15 protein-coding genes are annotated in these 22,975 nt (G+C 36.3%); 7 read left to right on the top strand and 8 right to left on the bottom strand.

The window, feature by feature from the left end; genetic code table 11:
- Window positions 1-792 precede the first annotated feature (792 nt).
- A complete protein-coding gene (locus D1839_RS18580) occupies window positions 793-1,662 on the bottom strand; it encodes a nucleotidyltransferase-like protein (protein ID WP_120381269.1) in 870 nt (289 codons plus the stop codon).
- A gap of 770 nt (window positions 1,663-2,432) precedes the next feature.
- On the opposite strand from D1839_RS18580, the gene D1839_RS18575 reads away from it, so the two are divergent.
- Complete coding sequence (locus tag D1839_RS18575; protein WP_120381268.1) at window positions 2,433-2,825, top strand: YgzB family protein; 393 nt, start codon at window positions 2,433-2,435, stop codon at window positions 2,823-2,825.
- A gap of 349 nt (window positions 2,826-3,174) precedes the next feature.
- On the opposite strand, the gene perR is transcribed toward D1839_RS18575, so the two are convergent.
- The 5 genes from perR to D1839_RS18550 all read right to left on the bottom strand — a co-directional run bounded on the left by perR (window position 3,175) and on the right by D1839_RS18550 (window position 12,684).
- Complete coding sequence (gene perR / locus D1839_RS18570; protein ID WP_183030273.1) at window positions 3,175-3,627, bottom strand: peroxide-responsive transcriptional repressor PerR; 453 nt, start codon at window positions 3,625-3,627, stop codon at window positions 3,175-3,177.
- A gap of 234 nt (window positions 3,628-3,861) precedes the next feature.
- Window positions 3,862-4,404, bottom strand: a complete 543-nt coding sequence (locus D1839_RS18565; protein ID WP_120381266.1) for a cob(I)yrinic acid a,c-diamide adenosyltransferase — start codon at window positions 4,402-4,404, stop codon at window positions 3,862-3,864.
- 718 nt (window positions 4,405-5,122) lie between these two features.
- Window positions 5,123-10,774, bottom strand: a complete 5,652-nt coding sequence (locus D1839_RS18560) for a discoidin domain-containing protein (RefSeq protein WP_120381265.1) — start codon at window positions 10,772-10,774, stop codon at window positions 5,123-5,125.
- Between the two features lie 960 nt (window positions 10,775-11,734).
- Window positions 11,735-12,202 carry a thioredoxin-dependent thiol peroxidase gene (bcp, locus tag D1839_RS18555; protein WP_120381264.1) on the bottom strand — a complete coding sequence of 156 codons (468 nt, stop codon included), beginning with the start codon at window positions 12,200-12,202 and terminating at the stop codon, window positions 11,735-11,737.
- A gap of 56 nt (window positions 12,203-12,258) precedes the next feature.
- Window positions 12,259-12,684 carry a potassium channel family protein gene (locus tag D1839_RS18550; RefSeq protein ID WP_120381263.1) on the bottom strand — a complete coding sequence of 142 codons (426 nt, stop codon included), beginning with the start codon at window positions 12,682-12,684 and terminating at the stop codon, window positions 12,259-12,261.
- Between the two features lie 450 nt (window positions 12,685-13,134).
- Here D1839_RS18550 and D1839_RS18545 point away from each other — a divergent pair, with 450 nt between their 5' ends.
- The 6 genes from D1839_RS18545 (at window position 13,135) to D1839_RS18520 (ending at window position 19,604) form a co-directional block, all read left to right on the top strand.
- Window positions 13,135-13,836, top strand: coding sequence for a response regulator transcription factor (locus D1839_RS18545; protein ID WP_050350017.1), 702 nt, complete (start codon window positions 13,135-13,137; stop codon window positions 13,834-13,836).
- Window positions 13,833-14,834 carry a sensor histidine kinase gene (locus tag D1839_RS18540; RefSeq protein ID WP_120381262.1) on the top strand — a complete coding sequence of 334 codons (1,002 nt, stop codon included), beginning with the start codon at window positions 13,833-13,835 and terminating at the stop codon, window positions 14,832-14,834. The genes D1839_RS18545 and D1839_RS18540 overlap by 4 nt, the downstream gene beginning before the upstream one ends.
- Before the next feature lie 142 nt (window positions 14,835-14,976).
- Window positions 14,977-15,753 carry an ABC transporter ATP-binding protein gene (locus D1839_RS18535; protein ID WP_120381261.1) on the top strand — a complete coding sequence of 259 codons (777 nt, stop codon included), beginning with the start codon at window positions 14,977-14,979 and terminating at the stop codon, window positions 15,751-15,753.
- A complete protein-coding gene (locus tag D1839_RS18530) occupies window positions 15,728-17,650 on the top strand; it encodes an ABC transporter permease (protein ID WP_120381260.1) in 1,923 nt (640 codons plus the stop codon). Before D1839_RS18535 ends, D1839_RS18530 begins: the two co-directional genes overlap by 26 nt.
- 280 nt (window positions 17,651-17,930) lie before the next feature.
- Window positions 17,931-19,220, top strand: a complete 1,290-nt coding sequence (locus D1839_RS18525) for a glutamate-1-semialdehyde 2,1-aminomutase (protein WP_120381259.1) — start codon at window positions 17,931-17,933, stop codon at window positions 19,218-19,220.
- 138 nt (window positions 19,221-19,358) lie between these two features.
- Window positions 19,359-19,604: a DNA alkylation repair protein gene (locus tag D1839_RS18520; RefSeq protein WP_120381258.1), complete on the top strand. Its 246-nt coding sequence runs from the start codon at window positions 19,359-19,361 to the stop codon at window positions 19,602-19,604.
- A gap of 52 nt (window positions 19,605-19,656) precedes the next feature.
- Here D1839_RS18520 and D1839_RS18515 read toward each other — a convergent pair whose 3' ends face one another.
- Window positions 19,657-21,411: an ABC transporter ATP-binding protein gene (locus tag D1839_RS18515; protein ID WP_120381257.1), complete on the bottom strand. Its 1,755-nt coding sequence runs from the start codon at window positions 21,409-21,411 to the stop codon at window positions 19,657-19,659.
- Between the two features lie 584 nt (window positions 21,412-21,995).
- Window positions 21,996-22,523, bottom strand: a complete 528-nt coding sequence (ntdP, locus tag D1839_RS18510; RefSeq protein WP_120381256.1) for a nucleoside tri-diphosphate phosphatase — start codon at window positions 22,521-22,523, stop codon at window positions 21,996-21,998.
- Window positions 22,524-22,975: the final 452 nt, after the last annotated feature.

Genomic DNA, 22,975 nt, shown 5'->3' with positions numbered 1-22,975 from the left:
AAACAGAGATTGCTTTTCTTGACATACTGGTTGTTTTGTTCAGTTTTCAAAGAGCAAATTTGTTAGTGTCTTTTTTTGCGACACAACTTCTTTATCATACCATATATGAAACTACTTTGTCAACAACTTTTTATAAGATGTTTTATCGCTTCAAATTGGCGACTTTCTTAATATAACATATCACTTATAATTAAGTCAATGACTTTTTTAAAAAAATGTTTGTCGTTAAATTCACTGGAATTTTTGCGACGCTTATTACTCTACCATTGCTTCATTCTAAAGTCAATCCTAATTTATAATGTTTTTTTCTAAATGATACATTTCATATAAAAAGCCTCTATACATATCATTCAACGTAGAAGTTAGGAATAGAGCCTTGCTTTAACTTGCAACTCCGTACTCTAAAAAGTAGAAGGGAACTATCTGCTATTCGTTAAACGAAGTTTATGATTATTTTCCTTATGTCTCCTTCCCAATCGTACTATTAAACATACACTCTCCATTCCATTACCTTCATAAAGACTTCTTTTACTATAAGCTTGCTCCAGAAATGCCATACCAACAATGCCTCCTTATTTTCTGTAAAACAAAAGAAACACCTTCTTCATACTCTTTGACAAATGGTTTCTTAGCATTGGACAACAGCACAACACTTTTCAGAGCCCTGAGTAGTATATCTTCTTTATTTGTTTAGCAATAAGAATCGCCAGCAAACAAGGCAGAAGCAAACACGCATATAAGCCATAAAATAATTGCCTCTATACTATATGAAAGTCACCAACAATCGTTACACTATTTACCTACAGTATATTTTCTATGATATACGCCTTCTCCTTTTGTTGGCTCTGTATCAATCATAACCATCCCTTTCTCAACCAAATAAGTCATTATTGCTGACAAATCTAAAGAATAGGCTTGTAGTTTCGGTAATGCTTGTAGTTCACCGTAATACCAAGATCCGCCCTTAGAGTTCATAATATCCAATAAATGTTTCACGGCCATCTCTGCTCTCCCATGAATAACATAATCCATTGCTAATAGCATTAATTGTACTCTCTTTTTCTGTTCTTCTTTATTCTCGATAAATTCTTCATACAGTTTATAAACTTCGATATCTATTTGTTTTACTTGGTTCCAAACAGTCACTTCAGGATAATATCCTTTTTCAATAACAGCCAATCTCGCCAAATAATGAAGCGAATATAAAATCTTGCTGTTTGAATCCATATACTCTCCAGCTACTAACAACTCTTTCGCCTCGTTGTAGCTTTTTATTAGCTTTCCAAACTCTATTATTTTACGTAAATCTCGCTTAGAACCAGGAAAATCTTGTAACGTATTTTTTAATTCCTGAATAAATTCATTTCGATCAAAGACTACTTTTCCATATATAATCCATTCCACTGCATTTCGATAACCGCTAGTATCAATCCACTCCATTAACATTTCTTCCGCAACTATATGAAGAGCACACGCCTTGTTTGCAAATTCGTAATGTTTCACATTCCACACTTTTTCAGCTTCCTGAACAATAATAAGAAGAATTACATCGAAATTATCCGTAGTCGCACTGTCTGGTTTCGTTTTTTCTACTGTTACTATGCCTAATACATTCGAATCACTGGCATGATGTTGATAAATTGATCGTAGGAAACGCTCCATTATTATTTCCTCCATTTTCATTTCACTATATTGTAAAAACATGATAAATTTTGCAAGTAATCAGAGGCTTTTCTTTTATCCACTATTGGTTGAAAGTACTACTTAAGTATAACCTATAAGCCTCTTACTAAATTGGATAGATGCTGTTCTCTCCAACTTAAGAATGGTTGTAGTATAGTTCTCATATCTTGAAGTAGGAGTCTTACAGCAATTTATATGCGGGATATTTTTTCATTTTGCTAATTGTAAGTTGCCTCTGTATTTTTATAATTAAAACGAAAGATTGTTGCATGAACAATTGACAAAGATTTACACAATCATTCGCATAAATTGTCGTATTATATTACATTCGCTGTAAAAGGGTAAAATCCCTTTTTTTATAAGTAAGAAAGCTTTCACTTAGTACTTAGAGTCGAAAAAACACGGGGAAAAACGGAAGATCCAATTGTTTATAGCAGTGAATCTTCATTTGTTGGGGCCATTCCCCCTTACTGATGGTTAGTACCGGAATGGTTGAACTAACGTCCTCTTACGAAATAGAGTATTTAGGTACTGTTATCTCCAACTTAAAATTGTTGCAGTAAAGATCCAACTCCTAAGCCTTACAGCACTTTATATTCGAGATAAATATCCAAGTCTATTAAAAGAACTTTAGCCCATCCCTTTGAACAACTAAACATAGCGAGAGATAATAGACTCTCTTACTGATTGAAGATTCACTTTATAGAAATATATGCTATACTACCTATGGGAAGATTAGGGGGATTAACATGGCGCAAATCGTTTATTCAAGCAAAATTAATAAAATTAGATCCTTTGCATTGATTCTTATATTTGTAGGGATTCTTCTTATGTATGGGGGAATACTAACCAAAAAAATTCCTTGGTTAATGGTTACCTTTTTTATTCTAGGTGTTTTAATGGTTCTATTAAGTTGTGTTGTTTATCTTTGGATTGGGACTTTATCGCTAAAAGCTGTACCAATCATGTGTCCCAGCTGTGAAAAACCAACGAAGATGCTTGGACGCGTTGACGCTTGTATGCATTGTAAACAACCGCTAACCCTTGATAAGGATCTAGAAGGAAAAGAATTTGATGAAAAATACAACACAAGGCGTTATCGCAAAACAAAGAAGGCGGAAGAGAATCAAATCAAAAAATAACCATTGATGTAGTGGGAAGACCCACTACATCAATGGTTTTATTAAGCTCCATTTAAGAGGTTGTTTAACCAGTGCAACCAAATAGTACATCAAATTTTTGCATTATCTTACTCCCCCTTGAAAATGGGTATCCTTTCCCCTCCCCTACGTTACTATGGATTTCGAGGAAGCCATACGAATGCTCGTGTATCTGTGTATATATAGAACTTCTATTAAACCGCCCACGCCCTTGTGACAGACGTAGATATCAGTACATCCTGTCCGAGTGTACTACTTAAAACTTCCCCACCTTGAATTCAGGCGCCAGCATGAAAAATCTCCATTGCAGTCACAATAGAGATTTCAATGATTAACTACTTTTTTGTTTGTTTTTTGCTTCTTTCTGGCATTCTTCACATTCACCATACAATTCCATGCGGTGGTGACTGACTTTAAAACCAGTTACCTGTTCAGCTAATGCCTCCACTTCATCTAATGAAGGATAATGAAAGTCAACAATTTTTCCACATGAGTTACAAATAATATGGTAATGGTCTGAAGTATTACAATCAAATCTGCTTGAAGAGTCGCCATACGTTAATTCTCTTACTAAGCCTACTTCACGCAAAACACGTAAGTTATTATAAACAGTTGCTACACTCATATTTGGAAATTTACCCTCAAGAGCTTTATAAATATCATCAGCTGTAGGATGAACCATCGAATTGAGTAAATACTCAAGAACCGCATGTCGTTGTGGAGTGATACGGACGCCTGAAGCTTTCAATGTATTAATAGCCTCTTGCAATCTGTTTTCAGACACCCTCATCCACCTCACTTTCAGTAGTTTATACAAAAATAATTCATTCTTAAATTATAATCTTTATAATTAGTTTAATCCCTACAACCGCATTCTGTCAATAATAGCACACTATTTATTATTTTAAAATGATTTTCATTGTAAAGTACTATATCATAATAATGAAAAACCATTTATCGAGGAATTTAATTCCATTTTTAACTAGAATAACTCTAGTTTGGTCATTTTCGAATTACGTCATAGAAGGGAACGTTCTTCTCCTTTAAGTGATTGGTTAATATATCGTGCAGCGACAAATAAATAATCCGATAACCGATTAAGAAAAGCAATGGCTAATGGATTTACATTTTCAATAGCTACTGCTAGACGTTCTGCTCTTCTCGTTACTGTTCTTGCGACATGTACGGCTGATGCTGCTTGGACGCCAGAGGGCAAGATGAAATTTGTTAACGGCTCTAGCTGCTCATCCCAATGATCAATTTGCTTTTCTAATGTTTGAATATGCTCTTCTTTTAGTTGCCAAGGAACTTCTTTATCTGCTGGTGTGGCAATCTCTGATCCAACATAAAACAGCAATGTTTGTACACGAATAAGTTCTTGGATGACAGTTATTTTTTTAGGAAATGACTTTTCTTCCAAAAAACTTATTGCCAAACCAATCATGGAATTCGCCTCATCACAAGTTCCATATGCCTCGACACGAAGATCGTTCTTATTTACTCGTTCTCCGTATATTAGCGAAGTTTTTCCTTTATCCCCAGAACGAGTATATATTCGCATGCATCTACCTCCTCACTTCATTTAAAGTTACACGAATAGTTTTCCCAAATTCCAACATTTAATCGTACCATACCATGAAGTTTTCTAAGCAGCAAGGCGATAACCGAAATCGATTATCAGCCTTACAAAAGAATATAGAATTCCATACGTTATTGCTTAAACAGAAAATATATTCGATTAGCTAGTAAATGGAAGCTGAATACCACTACTAATAAGGGGGCAAAAAAAAGCAGAGTATAAAAAACGATGTTTGCTTATACTGAGCAATAAATTATTTAGCCGTGCCGCTTCAGAAGATAGCACCTTTTAAAGATTAATTCAGAAAGTGTACAACGCCCGCCTCTCCATATAAAGCCTTTCTATTTTATTATGTGCAATTTCCATTTACACAAAATAGTTTATACTCCCTTCATTCATAATCCAGAATCCGATATCCGCTCCCTGTGAACAAAGGCGCATAGCGCCCGTTTAGCAACGTAGCAACTGGAATGAAGCAACTAAAGTTTTAGGAATCATGGTAAGGATACGAACCAATGATGACTTATCGGAGGGCGATACGTGAAGTTGCCTAGTTGCTGGGCTCATGAGCCGGACGTGGCTATTCCGTTAAGTCTGTATCCCCAAAGCAACCATTTTTATACTTCCTATAGTGTAAACAAAAGGGGACCTAAAAGACCACCAAAACAATGGTCTTTTAGGTCAGCCCCTTAATTACATTTTATTCATTTTGATTATTTTTCCGCTTAAGGAAGAAAAGCAATAATCCAAATGCTAAAATCAATGAACCAATTAATATAAAATTAAAAACATTTGTCGCTGTATTTGGCAGTTTAGAGCTCTCTTGAAAATCTGATGATTTCTCTACATTTTTCGATCCATTCGAGCCCCCGATATCCTCTGAGCCATCCGCCGTATGAGCATCATTTGGTTTAGATCCTGTCTCCTCCTTTTTCTGTCTCAAATCTGAAGTAGCTTTTTCTAGATTGTTAAGTGCGTGGTCAACTTCTTCTTGTGTTACTTCTTTATCCGCCATAACATCCTGAGCTTCTTTTAAGGCTTGAGTAAAGACCTTCCAACTATTTGCCGTATAATCCGACTTATTTTTCTTCTTTGCTTTAGATATAGCTGTTTCTAAAGTTGATTTGTCTACTTTTTCTTCTAAACCTTTAATCGCATCCATTAAAGATTTAACAGCTGCATTTACTTCATTTTGGCTGGCTTCTTCATTGTTTAGAATTTTGTGTGCTTGTTCTAAGGCTCCAACTAGGACTTTCCAACTTTCCTTAGTATAGTTTGCCTCATCTTTCTTGCTTGCTTTATTGACCACATCTTTTAAACCTGACTTGTCTACTTCAACTGCATCATGTTTTTCTTTTAGACCCTTCATTGCTTCTTTGAGGTTTTTAACAGCTTTATCTACTTCACCTTGAGTTGCTCCATTATCTTCGAGTACGTTCTTTGCTGCTTCTAACATGAGACTAAAGGTTTTCCAACTGTCTGCTGTATAGTTCGCTTCTTGTTTGGCTTCAGCCTCTTCTACAACTTTCTCTAAAGTTGATTTGTCAGCTTTTTCTTCTAGTTGTTCCATTGCCCTCGTTAATGTTTCAAAAGCTTTGTCTACTTCATTTTGAGTAGATTCATCGTTAGCTAACACATTTTTTGCTTCTTCTAATGCTTGAGTAAATACCTTCCAGCTAGCTTCTGTGTAATTCGTTTCTTGCTTTGTTTTAGCATCATCTACAATTTCTTCTAACGCTGATTTGTTTACTTTCGATTCAAGTTGATCCATTGCTTTCGTTAGAGATTTAAAAGTTTCGTTTACTTCATTCTGAGTAGCAGTCTCATTATCCAGAACCTTCTTGGCGATATCTAGCACTTGTACAAAAACCCTCCAACTAGCTTCTGTATAATTCGATTGATCTTTACCATCCGCCTGCTTTACAGCGAACTCCAATTTCGATTTATCCACCACCCCAGGCTTAACTTCTAATGTCTCCATAGCATTGGTTAATGATGCCATGACCTCAGCTACTAATTCTTGAGTTGCTGCTTCATTATCCAATACAGCCTTTGCTTCTACTAATGCTGTGATAAAGATTTCCCAACTTTCCTCCGTATAATTTATTTCTTGCTTAACTTCTGCTTCTTCTATGACTTCTTCTAACGCTGATTTATCTGCTTTTTGTTCCAGTTGTTCCATAGCCTTCGTTAACGTTTCAACTGCTTTGTCTATTTCATCTTGCGTTGCTTTTTCATCAGCTAAAACAGCCTGCGCTTCTTCTAGCGCTTGTACAAAGTCTTTCCAGCTAGCTTCTGTGTAGCTGGATTCCTCTTTCTGTAGCGAATCATCAATTATACTTTTAAGTTCTTCTTTATTGCCCACTCCTTTGACAGTGACATTACTAGTTGCCTTCTGTCCGCCACTTACCGTTTCAGCTGTAATAGTAACAGTTCCGCTAGCTACACCCTTTACCAAACCTTCACTATTAACAGTTGCCACTTTTTCATTGCTACTACTCCATCTAATCTCTTTATTAGCTGCGTTTTGTGGCTCGATTTTTGCATGGAGTTGAATTTCTTCATTAACTTTCAATTCTATATTTTCTTTATCTAAAGTTATCCCTGTTACAGGAACCATAGACGCTTTAAAATTATCAATTGTCTGGTTTAATGTTTTTAATGTCTGATGATAGCTAATTGCATCTTTATCTCTTGCTGCAACAAAAGATTCCCATTTATTTAATGCATTAACTAATTCTTCCCTTTCGCTTTTTCCGACCGATTCATTAGGTGTTTCTTTTATTAACTTTTCTCCTGCTTGCTTAAGCTTGTTCACTTTTGAATAATTGTAAATCCCAAGTTCATATAGACTATATCCATATTTGGAAGTTGGTTTGGTAAAGGAAAATTTCACATATTTAGCGGATGTATCACCTAAATAAATAATGTCCCGCTTTCCTTTTGGAGACTGATTGGAATAGGAATGTACTTTTTCAAAATCCTTTCCATCTTTAGAAACCAATATTTCATATTCGCTTGCTCTAGCATTTTCCCATTCCATAACTATCGTATCAAATTGTTTGGCAGCATCTAATTCAATCATAATCCATTGATTGTCTCGCTCTTTCGGATCCAGTTTGTACTGGGATCCCCATCTTGTTGCATAATCTCCATCTACAGCATTTGCTGCTTTAAAAGATTCATTATAATGCGAAGATGCTGTTGCCTTTTGGTTATACGCTAAATTCGAAGGTTGATCAATCGTATCTTTGAATTTTTTGAGCTTTTCTTTCACTCTTCCTGCCAACCTATCGTAGGTGATAATATCTAAGTTTTTTGCTGACAAATATGATTTCAAATCATCTTTAGCGGCAATTAATCCGTCCCTTACTTTTTCGTCACCAGCATCATTAGGTATTGAACCTAATAACTTTTCAACTTGGTCTACTAGCTTTTGACCACTTGTTTTCATATCCGGATTACCGTATATTTCCACTTCAAAAATACTGTAACCATACTTAGATGCTCGTTCCGACATAACTATTTTTACATATTTTGCCTTAACATCCTGCAAATTAATGGCATCGATTTGACTTCTCGTCTTATCATTATAGGAGTATACGGTCTTAAAGTTTTTTCCATCTTCGGATACTTGTATGTCATATTTATTGGCTCTTGCTTTTTCCCAAAAGATTTTAACCGTGCTTATATCATATATTTCATCTAATTCAATCATAACCCACTGATTATTTTTTTCTTCTTCCGTGTCATAATTGTATTTTGAACCCCACCTTGTTCCAAAATTACCATCCGTTATAAAGGATGCCGCTTGCGAACTATCATATTCAGAAGAAGCTGTTACCTTTTGCTGGTAGGCAATATTTTCTTGTAAACTATTTTCTAACTTATTATTCGTTATTATAAAGTTATCTATCGTACCTTTTATGCCCTTACCTATTTTTTCAAGCGGTAGGACAAAGGTTGACGAATCACCTGTACGCCCCTCTAATTTGTTTATTTGAGTTGAGGTTGAAACTTTCTTTCCATCAACGTATAGAGTTGTTTCTCGGTTATTCCCTACCAAAATTATATTCATCCACTTATCTTCTGCTAAAGAATAATCGTGCTTAAACTTATAGTTTTCAAACTTATATTTACTTCCTTCAGAAGTTTTTTCGTTTCTCTCATAGCCTAATTTTCCAGTTCCATCAATGTCGAGATAAAAATCCCCTTCCTCCCCGGAAAAAAGAGTTGCATTTTCTAGTGAACCCTTATCTAGTTTAATATCGAATGAAACACTATATGGGTAACCTATAGAATCAAATGGTAATTCCAGATACCCGTTCCCATCAAGTTGCAACGCTTTGCCATCTCCATTATTAATGAGAGTACCTCCATTGATTTTTCCATTATAACCATTATGGGATAAATCTTTTACAACGTTATTTTCAACAGAATTAAAATCGTATTTTGCTATGATTTCAGAGTTTGATCTTACAAATCTAGCCGGATTGGACATAGGAATTTCATTTTCCACGGCACCTACGCGTTCCATGAATTCTCCTGAAGTCTGACCTTCTGTTTTTTCGCCATACCAAGTTTTTTCAGACACGAGCATAACCGCATCTTTTAACCGGTCAAAAATATCATAACTTGATAAACCACCAGAAAATGAGGTCACATCATTCCATAAGGCAAATTCAGCACCTTTCGTTTGCGGATGGGCAAATGGCATAGTTCCTCCCCCTATTCCGCCTGCAGATTTAGGTCTGAATTTATTAACCTCCCATTTATCATATTTATCTTGGATATCTAAGTAATCAGGGTAACCTGCATTTCCTATTGGAACAATATATAAATCAGTCCCGGTTGTATTAATTATGTCAAATCCCATATCATACATTTCTTTCACATCTGACCAGTGAGTTGCCCATATATTCATCGCAGCGTCATTACTTACTGGCGTATCACCATCAAAGCCATTTTCACCCAGGGATCCCCATATTCTCGTTTCGTATCCTTTATTGTTCACATACTTAATAAAGTGATCCGTATACGCTCTCATTTCTTCTGAATATTTTTTATCATATTCATCTGTACCAATATGAAATTTGTCACTTTGAACAACACGGTTTTTATCATGAGGACTTTCACCTAAAAACTCATCCAACAAAGATTCAATAAATGGATAGACTAACTGTCGCTTCTCCGGTGTGGTTATATCCAAAGCACCTTTTTTCAACATCATATCTGGATTAACAGCTCTAAAACTCTCGGCATGATACGGTGTATCAATTTCTGTAACCACATCTATTCCATGTTTTTTCATTTCTTTTTGAAAAGCGATATATTCATCCTGTGGATAATAACCATCTTTTGCGTTTATTTCTGGATATTTTTTACTTTCTACTCGAAATCCATGATAATTAGCAGATACCCAATAGTCATTAATATGCATTTGTAATTCATTTAACTTAAACCATGACATATACTCTGCCATTTCTTCAACCTTTTCTAAAGGTATAAACATTCTTCCTACATCAAGCATCCCAGAACGAACTTCATATTTCGGATAATCTCGCGCATATCCTTTTGGTACTGTATTTTGGTTTTTTGATTGATAAAGGATTTGTGTTATGGAGATACCTCCATACTGAATCCCTTTTGTTTTAGGCGCACTAATTTCAATATTATCCTTAATATTTAACGTATAACCTTCCTTTCCTAAATGCTCCTGTTCACTGTTTAATGTTAAATAAATATCACCTTTAGCAGTTTTAGAATCCACTGTAATGTTTAACCTCTTACCAACCATTTTCTGAATATAACTTTGAATTGTAGATGCAACCTCTGTAAGTGCATCTGCACTAGCGGGATCTATTACTATTTTAGAACCTTCTAGGAGAGTGAACTCGCCTTGGTATCCCTTCCATTCCCGAAGACCTGGAATGACATTTGGAACAGAGTTATCCCCTTCTTCTTTCTCATATTGTCCTTTTACGTTTATTGGAATGTCGTTCGCTGACACAGCTATATCAGAACGATCATTCTTATTCGAAACTTTGTATAAAACATTTACCTTCATATCCATAACCGGTTGATAATAATTAAGATCCATATCAATGATTTGTTTATTATCTGACCCATATAGAGTAACTTCGTAATTCTTATCCGGTATTTCTGGTAGCGCAATTGATTTTCCATCACTGGAAATTTTCGGTTTGAATGCTTCAATGTAATGAAGGGCCTCTCCTGCATTTTTAAATGTCGTAGTTGTATTTTCTTCGGCTGATACTGCTATTCCTGAAAACATATTTAAGACTAAAAACAGGATGCTAATCACACTAAACCAAGTTTTTTTTGTTCGCATTTTTATCCTTCTACCTCCATATACTTTTAAATATCGGACGTACTATCTCATAAGACATTTTCAAACGCACTGAAAGAATCAATAATACCTAATACTTTTTTTCTACAAAAAGATATCCCCCACTTTCAATAAACAATTTTGGTTTTCAAATTACTTATAATAAGAAAGCGCTTTCTCACCTCCTTGATGAGTTTGCCTTAAATGTTAATATAGGCACAATACCTTCTAATCTATTTAAATTGAAAACCGATTCCGTAGGGAAAATAAGCAGTATGAAACCGTTATCATTATAAGCATGTTCATTTATTCATAAACTATTTGAATAATGATATATCAACCTTACGATACGTACTCGAGTATCTGCTTTAACTTTCGTATCATTCTTACAAGTGTGGTGTCTAGGCAAAAATTGGTCTTCAACTGCACTGATTTGTATAGCTATGTATGCGCTGTGTTTGGTTTAAAGTTCAACCCACAATTAACCTGAACCTTTATCATCTCCATCCATCCTTATGTTTATCTTTCATCGCCAAAAACTCTATAAAGTGAACCTTTAATCAGTTGAGGTTTTCATTCACAGAGCTAATTGTTAGTAAAAGTAAAAAGGCATGGTGGCTATAACGGAAGTACACACCCGTTATTAAAACCACCATGCCTAATCAAGTTAGTCACATGATACCCATATTTTATTACGTTAACGTTATCACAATTTTATACTATGTGTCAACTCTTCTCATGAGTGACAAATTAAAGTGAAGTCTTTTACTATACTTACGTTTGGGATAAGGATTACTTGTGAAACCTTAAAATCCGTGTCCAAAACTTCAACTAAAATGAAAATCGCTCCAACCATAAAAGCTGTAAGCTGCCAAATCACATCCAAGCTACGCTTATGTGGAGAAAAATGACATGATAGACCGAGTACAGCCATACGTCTGTTTGTCCTTTTTAATCAGACACTTACAGTTGCTCACGAATAAAATCAAGTGCAGCTTCCACATGCCCTTTCACTTTTACTTTACGAAACTCCTTTTGTAGAACGCCTTCTTTATCGATAATAAATGTTGAACGTTCGATCCCATAGTACTCTCGCCCAAAATTTTTCTTTAGCTTCCAAACGTCAAATTGCTCCGCTACTTGTTTTTCTTCGTCAGCCAGCAGCAAAAATGGTAGATCATGTTTATCAATAAACTTTTGATGTGATGCTACTGGATCCGGGCTTATACCAATAATCACAGCATCCAGATCTTTGAAGCTCTCATGCGCATCACGGAAGTCACAAGCCTCTGTTGTACAGCCTGGTGTCATATCTTTCGGGTAAAAATATAAAACAACATGCTTGCCTTTAAAATCAGATAAGCTTACTAATTCGCCATCCTGGTTTGGTAACGTAAAATCTACTACTTTTTCTCCAACTTGTACAGTCATCATTATCCCTCCATCCTATGTTCAGCTTCTACTATATCATACATTTACACGTCTATTCATTGATCCCTGCTCTGATCTTGATGTTGTACGAGCCTGAGTACAAAGGCAGTAGGTAAAATATAACCAATTAAAGCCTGGATGAGGGCAATGAATCTTCCTATGCCAACAGGAGTTATATCGCCATAACCAATCGTTAACATCGTTACTCCGCTAAAATAAATGGCGTGTCCAATGGAGTCAAGTATCCCTCCTTGTCTCAATTCTCCATTTTCAACAAGAACCATATTTTGCATGGAGAGGACGAAATAAATTAAACCAAACCCGATGATAACAATTCCATAAATAAGCAAAAGCATATAAAAAAATTCTAAAGAAAACCCGCTTCGCCTCATATAAAGCTGCATTTTCCCAGCATGAATAAAATCAACTAAGCTCCTTCCCATAACAAAGATTACACAACCAACAAGCAACCATGCCACCATTGCACATTCTCTCCATTTCATACATACTATTACGAGTTTATGCAAATGGTTAAGAAGGCTTGTCATTTAATTTATATAAGGAGATATTCATCCACCTCAATCAGATCAAGAGGTTAATAAAGTGAATCGTTAATCAATGAGGTAGCATTCATTCTTACTGATTTTAGTGCGGTGATAGTAATAGTATGACCTAAAAGCCTTTTTACGAAATAGAACATTTAGGTGCTGTTATCTCCCACTCGGACTTGTTGCAATACGGATTATCCAACTCCTGAAACAAGAGTTTTCAAGCAACTTATACACGGAATAAATGGCGCAGAGTTCAAATTCTAAAAGAGATAGAGTAAAATAATATAGTAAGCTTGTATTGCAGAAGTAACTCCATGGAAATTGTGTTGCAAGAACTGTAATCTGTAGTCTTCAGTGAAAGTATAAAGGAAGGTGTGTCTATTGAAAAAAATATATCTTATAGAAGATGACAAAAAAATTGCCGATTTATTAAAAGATTATCTGGAAAAATACGAATATGATATTGAGCTCGTTCAAGAATTCGACCATATATTAGAAGAGTTTTCAAGCTTCGATCCACATCTTGTCTTACTCGATATAAACCTGCCTAGCTATGATGGATTTTATTGGTGCCGAAAAATTCGCAGCATATCCAACTGCCCGATAATCTTTATTTCCGCACGGGATTCAGGAATGGATCAAGTTATGGCAATAGAGAACGGCGGGGATGATTACATTACAAAGCCGTTTAACTTTGATGTTGTTCAAGCAAAAATAAAAGGGATTATGCGTAGAATCTATGGGGAATATGCCACAAGTACACCAGCTGATAGCATAGAAATTCACGGTCTATTCCTTCATCTAACTGCAATGGAAGTTAGTCTGAATGAGACCAGAGCCTTACTTACGAAGAATGAATTTATTTTGCTGAAGGCATTTATGGAGCATTTAAATCAAGTATTATCTAGGACTTATCTATTGGAAATGCTATGGGATGACGAACATTTTGTAGATGACAATACATTATCTGTCAATATTACTCGGGTGCGTAAAAAGCTAGAAGATATTGGTGTTAGTCAAAGCATTCAAACCGTTCGTGGTGCAGGATACAAAATGGTTGATACATGGAGTGAACGGCAATGAAAGACTTTCTGAAAGATAGTATACCGACAGTGCTGTTCTTTTACGCCCAATTATTGGTTTTCATATTTATCGTTCAGCTATTCTATGGGATTAAATCTGTGCCGATGGGCTGGGATTTAATTACGTATTTATTTATCTTGTTAACGTTTGGTTTACTGCTATTTTTAGCTTATCGCTATTATCGATTACGTGATTACTATGTTACGATTCATCAAGATAAAGAAAATGTAACCTGGCTCCCAGACCCACCTACTCAGTTATTGACAAATATTAAACAGCAACATGATACACAAACGAGTCGCTATGCCGAAGAAATTGAACGTTTAAAACAACAAAAGCAAATGGAGTTTCATTTTATTCAACAATGGGTCCATCAAATGAAAACACCCGTTTCTGTGATGCATTTAACATTGCAAAAAGAAAAATTGCAGTTACCTCAGGGTTTCTTGCATAATATGCATGAAGAGTTAGAACGGATGCAGCAAGGCTTAGATTTAGCTTTATACCAATCCCGCTTACAAAAATTTGACCGAGATTTTCAAGTACAGCAAATCGAATTAAGAGCGCTAGTTAAAGAGGTTATTCAAGAATTTAAATCCAGTTTTATTCGTAATCAAGTATATCCTGAACTCGTCATCCCGCAAAACTATATCGTAACAACAGATTCCAAATGGTTGCGATTTGTAATCAATCAAGCTGTATCTAACGCAATTAAATATTCAAAACCGGAATCTGCAAAAATTTATTTTCGTACAAAAGTATTCGATCATAAACTTACATTACAAATTACCGATACAGGCTATGGGATACCTCGAGAAGACATTAACAGAGTTTTCGATCCTTTTTTCACTGGCAAAAACGGTAGAAAATTTCGTGAATCAACAGGGATGGGACTTTATTTATCCAAACAAGTTTGTATCGAACTTGGTCATGAATTAACCATTTCTTCCGAAGAGGGAAAAGGGACAACCGTATCCATCCACTTTCAGCAGCATTAAACTTACAGAGTTGTAAGATTAATGCCCAAGTCTGAAAGAAAAACCAATAGGATACCTTCGTTTTTCCTTTATAATAGAGGATAGTATGGTTGAATTAGCAATCAGTTTGTATACCAAAAGCTGCCAACAAGGAGGAGTAGAAATGCATGTACTAGAAGCAAATAATTTGTCCAAAACGTACGGTAGCAAACGTGGAATTTCTTATGAGGCATTGCATCAATTCAATCTTGCTGTTAAGCAAGGTGAATTTATTGGTATTATGGGACCTTCTGGCAGTGGTAAAACGACATTATTAAATTTATTATCTACGATTGATAAACCAAGTTCAGGACAAGTTATCATCAATGGAAAAACAGTCACATCTTTTTCTCGCCACCAATTAGCAAAATTTAGAAGGAAAGAAATGGGCTTTGTTTTTCAGGACTTTAATTTACTGGAAACATTAACCATCGGGGAAAACATTTTACTACCATTGACCTTAAACAAAATAAAGGTGAAAGACATGACCCACAAGCTGCTCCTCATCACCAAGCAATTGGAGATTGATGATATTATAGACAAACGAATTATGGAAGTATCTGGAGGTCAAATGCAACGAGCCGCAATAGCTAGAGCGCTTATCCATAACCCTTCTATTATATTTGCAGATGAGCCGACTGGGAATCTGGACTCCAAAGCATCCCTTCAAGTGATGAACACACTTAGTCATCTGCAAAAACATTACCAAACAGCAACTTTAGTGGTGACACATGATCCGTTTGCAGCCAGCTTTTGCCAAAGAGTCATTTTCATTAAAGATGGTAAATTGTATAACGAGATTCATCAAGGTGATAATCGACAAAGCTTCTTTGAAGACATCTTAAATATGCAGTCATTATTAGGAGGAAGTATCCATGACCTTCAGACAGTTCGCTTTTAATAATGTAAAACGAAATACACGTGCATATTTGAGTTACTTTTTAAGTTGTATGTTTGCAGTGATCGTCTTTTTTATGTATACGGTCGTTATTTTTCATCCCCAAATAGCAACATATGATTTTATGGATGCTGTAAAATTAGGGATCATCGTCTCTGAAATTATTATCTATTTGTTTTCTTTTTTATTTGTGCTGTATTCTACAGCAGCTTTTATTAAATCCCGTAAAAAAGAATATGGTATCTTAACGACATTAGGAATTAGTAAACTTCAGCTAAATCGGATGCTCATTTTGGAAAATACGATCATCGGTCTAGTATCCATTTTTGCAGGCATTTTAGTAGGTACTTTATTCACGAAGCTTTTCTTAATGATCTTTTCTTTCATTTTGGGAACGGGTGAAGTTTTTTCATTTTATTTATCCTGGAAGGCTATTGCTATTACAGTGGTCCTATTCTTTATCATGTTTGAAGTCAGTTCACTGCTTGTCGTGCTTACGTTACGAACGAAGTCAATTATGGAAGTTTTCCGTGGGGCACAAGCACCAAGGAAGAAACCACGCTTTTCCTGGATATTAAGCATCCTTGCGCTAGCTGCTGTGGCCTATTCTTATTATTTAGCGTATACGTCCGATATAATTTCTATAACGTACCGGATGTTCATTATTTTAGCGCTTATTATTCCCGGAACTTATTTTTTGTTTACACAATTTAGTATTGCTTTAACCAGCTTTCTAAAGCGAAGGAAGAGCATTTTTTATAAGCAGTTAAATTTATTAATTATTTCCGATTTAACCTATAAATTAAAGGATAACGCTAGGTTACTTTCTATGGTTACCATTTTAAGTGCGGTTGCCTTCACGTCTTCTGGCGTGTTATACGGCATTTTTCAAAGCATTGAGGAAGAGACAGAACGTTTTGTCCCTCATGACTTTTCGCTTATTGCTGAAGGAGAAGAAAATAAGCAAGACTTTATGGAAAGTATCAAACGAGTGGAATCTGTCTTTCATGAAACAAATACGCCATTTCAATCGCTGAAGGTACCTGCTGTAAAGGCAACATCTGTATCCAGTTCTCCAGACTGGGATAATGTTGAGCTAATTGCGTTTAGCTATTCAAATTATCAAAAAATGATGGAAGTAAACGATCAAGAGCCACCCTCACCTATAAAGGATGATCAAGCACTGTTACTTACTCAACCAATTTTAAGTTCATATATACCAAAAACACCAAATAAACTACGGTTTAATTCTGGAAAAAATCAAACAGAACTCGAAATAAAAACTGGTGAAAATACGACCAATGCAACAATATTGGGAAACAACGCACTTATTGTACCGGATGCTGTATTCACTAAATTCAAACAGTCTGGGAAGCAGTTTTTTTATTATACAGCTCATATTCCAGATTGGATGCACTATACTAATGAAATTAAGAAAGCAATATCTGCTGTAACAGCTCCAAGTGTCTTTCCAGATTCTAAGGCAGATACATACACAAAATTTAAAAAAACAATGTCCTACCTGTTCTTTTTTGGTATATTTATTAGTGTCCTATTCTTTTTAGCTGCTGGGTCCATTCTCTATTTTCGCATGTATCAAGGTATCGATAAAGATGTAGCGTATTATTATTCGCTCTATCGAATGGGCTTAACAGATAAAGAGATGAGGCAAATTGCTACTAGACAGTTGGCATTTCTCTTCTTTCTACCATTTTTAATCGCCGTTATCCATGCTGGTTTTGCATATAAAGCGTTACAAAATATGCTCGTGTCATCTGTTTTCATACCAAGCGTCTACATTATTTCGTTTTATTTTATCGTTCATTTTATTAATTTTATCTTTATCCGTAACTTTTATCTTTCTAAGCTCAAAAAAACATGGCGCGCCTCTACTTTGTAACAGCTTTGCTATTTGTTAGAAGAAAGTGTTTACTTCAATACGTTGTTCATAGGATAACGGAATTTATCTAACACTGAAAGGCTGTAAAATACAAGTTCGATTTTTTAGCCTTGCAAAAACTTAGGATAAGATACGGTGGCAAAATTTCGTCACGGTATTCAGAAAAAACTTTCTGTAAACACGTGTATTGATCTTAGTTAATCCTTACGTAATGGAGCTAATAACAACCGAAGATGCCTCAACAACTTTTTAAACTTACAATAAATAGGAGGAAGTAAATATGGATTTTTCAACATCAGAAGCGCTTCACCGTGAAGCATTAGAGCATATTGTCGGAGGAGTAAATTCTCCTTCGCGTGCTTATAAGGCTGTCGGCGGTGGTGCCCCCGTCTATATGGAACGGGCAGAAGGAGCTTATTTTTGGGATGTCGATGGCAATAAATACATTGACTACTTAGGTGCATATGGACCGATCATTACCGGACATGCCCATCCACATATTGCTAAAGCAATCTCGCATGCAGCTACGAATGGTGTATTATACGGTACACCAAATAAGCTTGAAAATCAATTTGCTAAAATGCTGAAACAGGCGATTCCCTCATTGGAAAAAATCCGTTTTGTAAACTCAGGTACAGAAGCAGTCATGACGACTGTTCGCGTCGCTCGTGCTTATACGAATCGTACCAAAATCATCAAGTTCGCTGGTTGCTATCATGGTCATTTTGATGCCGTGCTAGTCGAAGCAGGATCTGGTCCAGCTACTCTTGGTACACCTGATTCTGCTGGCATTCCTAAATCCGTAGCACAAGATGTGATCACTGTTCCATTTAATAACATTGAAGCATTAAAACAAGCCTTGAATGTTTGGGAAGATCAAATAGCAGCCGTTTTGGTTGAGCCAATCGTCGGCAATTTCGGAATTGTAGAACCAGAGGACGGATTCCTGCAAGCTGTGAACGAGCTGACACATCAAGCTGGCGCACTCGTTATTTATGATGAAGTTATTACTGCTTTTCGCTTTACATACGGCAGTGCCCAGCAATTATACGGCATTGAACCCGATATGACAGCAATGGGGAAAATTATCGGTGGTGGTCTCCCAATTGGAGCGTATGGTGGTAAAAGAGATATTATGGAACAAGTTGCTCCACTTGGCCCCGCTTATCAAGCTGGAACGATGGCTGGGAATCCAGCTTCCATGGCAGCTGGAATCGCATGTCTAGAAGTGCTGCAGGAAAAAGGGCTTTATGAAAAGTTAGATCAACTTGGTAATAAGTTAGAAGCAGGAATTTTAGAAAAAGCACGTCAATATAACGTTCCGCTTTCTCTAAATCGTCTTTGTGGGGCCTTAACGGTTTATTTTGGGGAAGGAAAAATCACAAATTACGCTCAAGCGGAAGCGAGTGATGGAGAGAGCTTTGCCACATTTTTCCGTCTGATGCTTCAACAAGGAATTAATTTAGCTCCTTCAAAATATGAAGCTTGGTTCTTGACAACTGCTCATACAGAGCAAGATATAGACGACACCATTCATGCTGTTGAAAAAGCATTTCAACAAATGCAATAAAATAATACGTGTATTGAAAACACGGACTGTTCGGGCCGCTTTATACGTTTTACGAACAGTCCTTTTTTTATGTGCTCATGAATATTTTACGTCTTTTAAAGAAAACTAGAACTAACAGTTTAAAACAGGAGGGTAATCATGCAAACACCATATTGTTGTCCGAATTGCAAAACAAATAAAACAAGATTTAATAGAATTGATCAAGTAGCACACCCTATCAAATTGAATGCGCAAACTGGAGAAATTGTTGAGTCGTACGAAGCAAATCAAGTGGAAGCATTTCATATGAAGTATCAAGGACCAGATTATAAAATTCAGTGCGCAGCTTGTGGTGTCATTGAAGATGAAAAGACGTTTATTCATTTTGCACAATACCAGTCTTAAAAAATAGGAGACACAACTACGACCGTGTCCCCTTTTTCATATTCTTATCGTTTTAAATCGTAGTATCTAGATGTTGCACTTGATATAGATTATAATAAATACCTTGCTGTCGCATTAATTCATCATGCCTGCCGACCTCTTTTATTTCCCCATCCTCCATGACTACAATTCGATCCGCGTGTGTGATCGTAGCTAGACGGTGAGCAACGATAAATGTTGTTCGATTGGAAGCTAATTTTTCCATTGCTTCCTGAATGGTGTGCTCGCTTTCTAAATCAAGTGCTGACGTTGCTTCATCAAAAATAAGCATAGGAGGATTTTTCAAGAAAACGCGTGCAATCGCAATTCGTTGTTTTTGCCCCCCTGACAGTTTCACGCCGCGCTCACCAACAAGGGTATCGTATCCATATGGCAGCTGCTGAATAAACGTATGAGCATTCGCCGCCTTAGCAGCTTCAATCACTTCTTCATCTGTAGCATGGGGTTTACCCATGCGAATATTCATCGCAATTGATTCACTAAATAGTGTATTATCCTGTAGTACCATACCAATCTGATCTCGTAATGAGCGTGCCTGCATATGACGAACATCGATTCCGTCCACTTTTATCGTTCCGCTTGTGACATCATAAAAGCGCGGAATTAGACTTACAAGAGTTGATTTCCCACCACCACTCATCCCAACAAGTGCTATCGTTTCCCCTGCTTTCACATGTAACGAAACATCCTTTAGCACAGTATTCTCTTCATCTTCATATTGAAAGTAAACATCTTCAAAAATCACTTCACCATGTAAGTCTTCTACTTTGATGGCATCAGGCTGATCTTGAATATCATATTTTTCATTCATTAACTCAAATACCCGGTCTATTGACGCGATCGACTGAACAAGTGTTGTCGAAGAATTTATCAGTCTTCGTAATGGACTATAAACACGTTCCATATAACCGACAAAAGCAACCATGGTTCCCATTGTCAGATTACCGTGAATAACCTGATAGCCTGCATATGCTATCACTAATAACGGAGCTAAATCAGTTATTGTATTCGTTATTGCAAAGGTTTTGGCATTCCAATTCGTATGCTCAAGTGCCCTTGTGAGAAAGTTACTGTTTCTTTTGTTGAATTGCTCTTGTTCATATTCTTCCAGAGCAAAGCTTCTCGTTACCGGCATGCCTTGTACTCGTTCATGCAAATGCCCCTGAACTTCCGCTAGAGCTTGCGACCGTTTACGTGTGAGTTTGCGTAGCCTGCCATAAAAATATTTAATCGAAAAACCAAACAATGGGAATAAAATAATTGCTACAACCGTTAATTCGATATCCATCGACAACATAATTCCTATCGCAATCAATATGGTAATAAGGTCTAACCAAATATTCATTAAACCTGTAATAACAAAAGTCTTCGTTTGTTCGACATCATGTATTACCCGGGAAATAATTTCGCCCGTTTTCGTTTTAGAATAGAATTTCAAGCTTAGACGTTGTAAATGATCAAATAAACGATCCCGAATATCGAAAAGTATCTTATTGCCAACCCACTGTGCTAAATATTGTCGAATATATTCAATTGGTGGTCGTAAAATTAGAAAAATGATAAAAGCTGCCCCCATTAGCCAAACTAGCTGCGTTGTTTTTTCCGTTTGGCTAAGCGCTTCATTTCCTATAATATTATCGATCACAAACTTTAAAATTAGTGGCATTAATAATGGGATACCGAATTTCAAGATCCCTACTAAAACTGTCCAAAAGATTTTCCACCTATATGGCTTTACAAAATGCATATACTGCTTAATTGAACTCATACGGAAAACGTCCTTTTTCTATAAAGTTAATCTTCAATCCGTGGGGTTTCACCATCCCCACGGATTAACCATAATGTTTGACCTAAGATCTCTTACGAAATAGAGCATTTAGATGCTGTTATCTTCCACTTAAATTTGTTGCTCTATAGATTATCCAACTCCTGAAGCAGGAGACTTACAGCACCTTATATACAGGATAAAGAACAAAGGCGCAAGCGCCCGTTTAGCAACATAGCGACTGGAACGAAGTAACTCTGCCACTAAAACCAGGGGTATGCCGACATCGGGCGGCAAGACCGTATTTAGTCGGTCTTCCTCTTAGCTACAACCGATGATGCCTTATCGTAAGGCGCATTTCTAAAGTCGCATCGTTGCTGGGCTCGTGCGCCAGAAGAGGCTATTCGGTTATTTCGTTATCCACAAGCATCTCATTTTATAGTTTCTTATCTTCTTAAAAAATCATTCGCTATACTAAATAGTTGTTGCATGTCGTTTGCTTGGACACCTTAGACTTGCAAAGAAAAGCCTTGCTACAGATTGTAACAAGGTTGTAATCATTCATTTTGTTCTCTCACAGGTTAAAATCATCTATACGTTAAATACCGCTCGTACCATTCATCGACAAATCCAGGGGAAAACGGTCCATGTTTTTGCCTTATCCACCCTAAAAGAATATTTAATTGGTGATGTAGAATATAATCCAACTTGCTGGGATATTGCATTTTTCGTCGATGTTGATCATACTCGTCCTCGTCCAATAAATCATATGTCATATCCGGATTCACTTTTACATCTAAATCATAATCGATATATTTAATGGCACAATCTTCATATATAAATGGAGAACTCATATTACAATAATAATGGATACCATCTGTTCGGAGCATACCAATTACATTAAACCAGTGTTCTGCATGGAAATAACAAATAGCAGGCTCTCTGGTAACCCATGTTCTACCATCATGCTCTCTCACCTCTGTACGATCATTTGCTCCGATAACAACGGTTTCAGTCCCTTTTAAGACAAGACTGCTTTTCCACATCCGATGCAGCTGTCCACTATGCTTATAACTTTGTATTTGTACATTAGTTCCTGAGTTCGGAGCAACCATTCAATCTCCCTTTCTTTTACCTATACCTCCATGACTAATCATGCATATTATTATAATGGTAATGGATAGAAATATAAAGTAATTCATTTTCACTGCGTGTGTCAAATGTTCACGTAAGCTACTTGCACTTGGTAGTTTTCCAGCTATTACGCCAATTGGACTATAAATTGAATCTTCAATCCGTAGGGCTAATTCGTGAGGTCACCTTTTTGCTGAGTAATAGAACCGACGCCTGAGCGGCAAGCCCGTTTTTAGTCGGCCTTCCTCTTAACCTCGAACCGATGATGTCTTACCGGAGGGCGATTTGTGAAGTTGCCTAGTTGCTGGGCGCTTAAGCCGGGCGTGACTATTCCGTTATATCGTTATCCCAATGCCAAAATTTTTATACTCCCTCTATATACTAACGTTTTCTCTTGTTTTCTTTGTTTTTCTTAGAATTTCATTTTGTTTTT

Origin of the sequence: Roseburia sp. 1XD42-34 (genome assembly GCF_009917385.1) — a bacterium.
Taxonomy (GTDB): domain Bacteria; phylum Bacillota; class Bacilli; order Bacillales; family Amphibacillaceae; genus Virgibacillus.
Note: the sequence above shows the minus strand (reverse complement) of the source record. Positions and strands in the feature narration are given on the sequence as shown.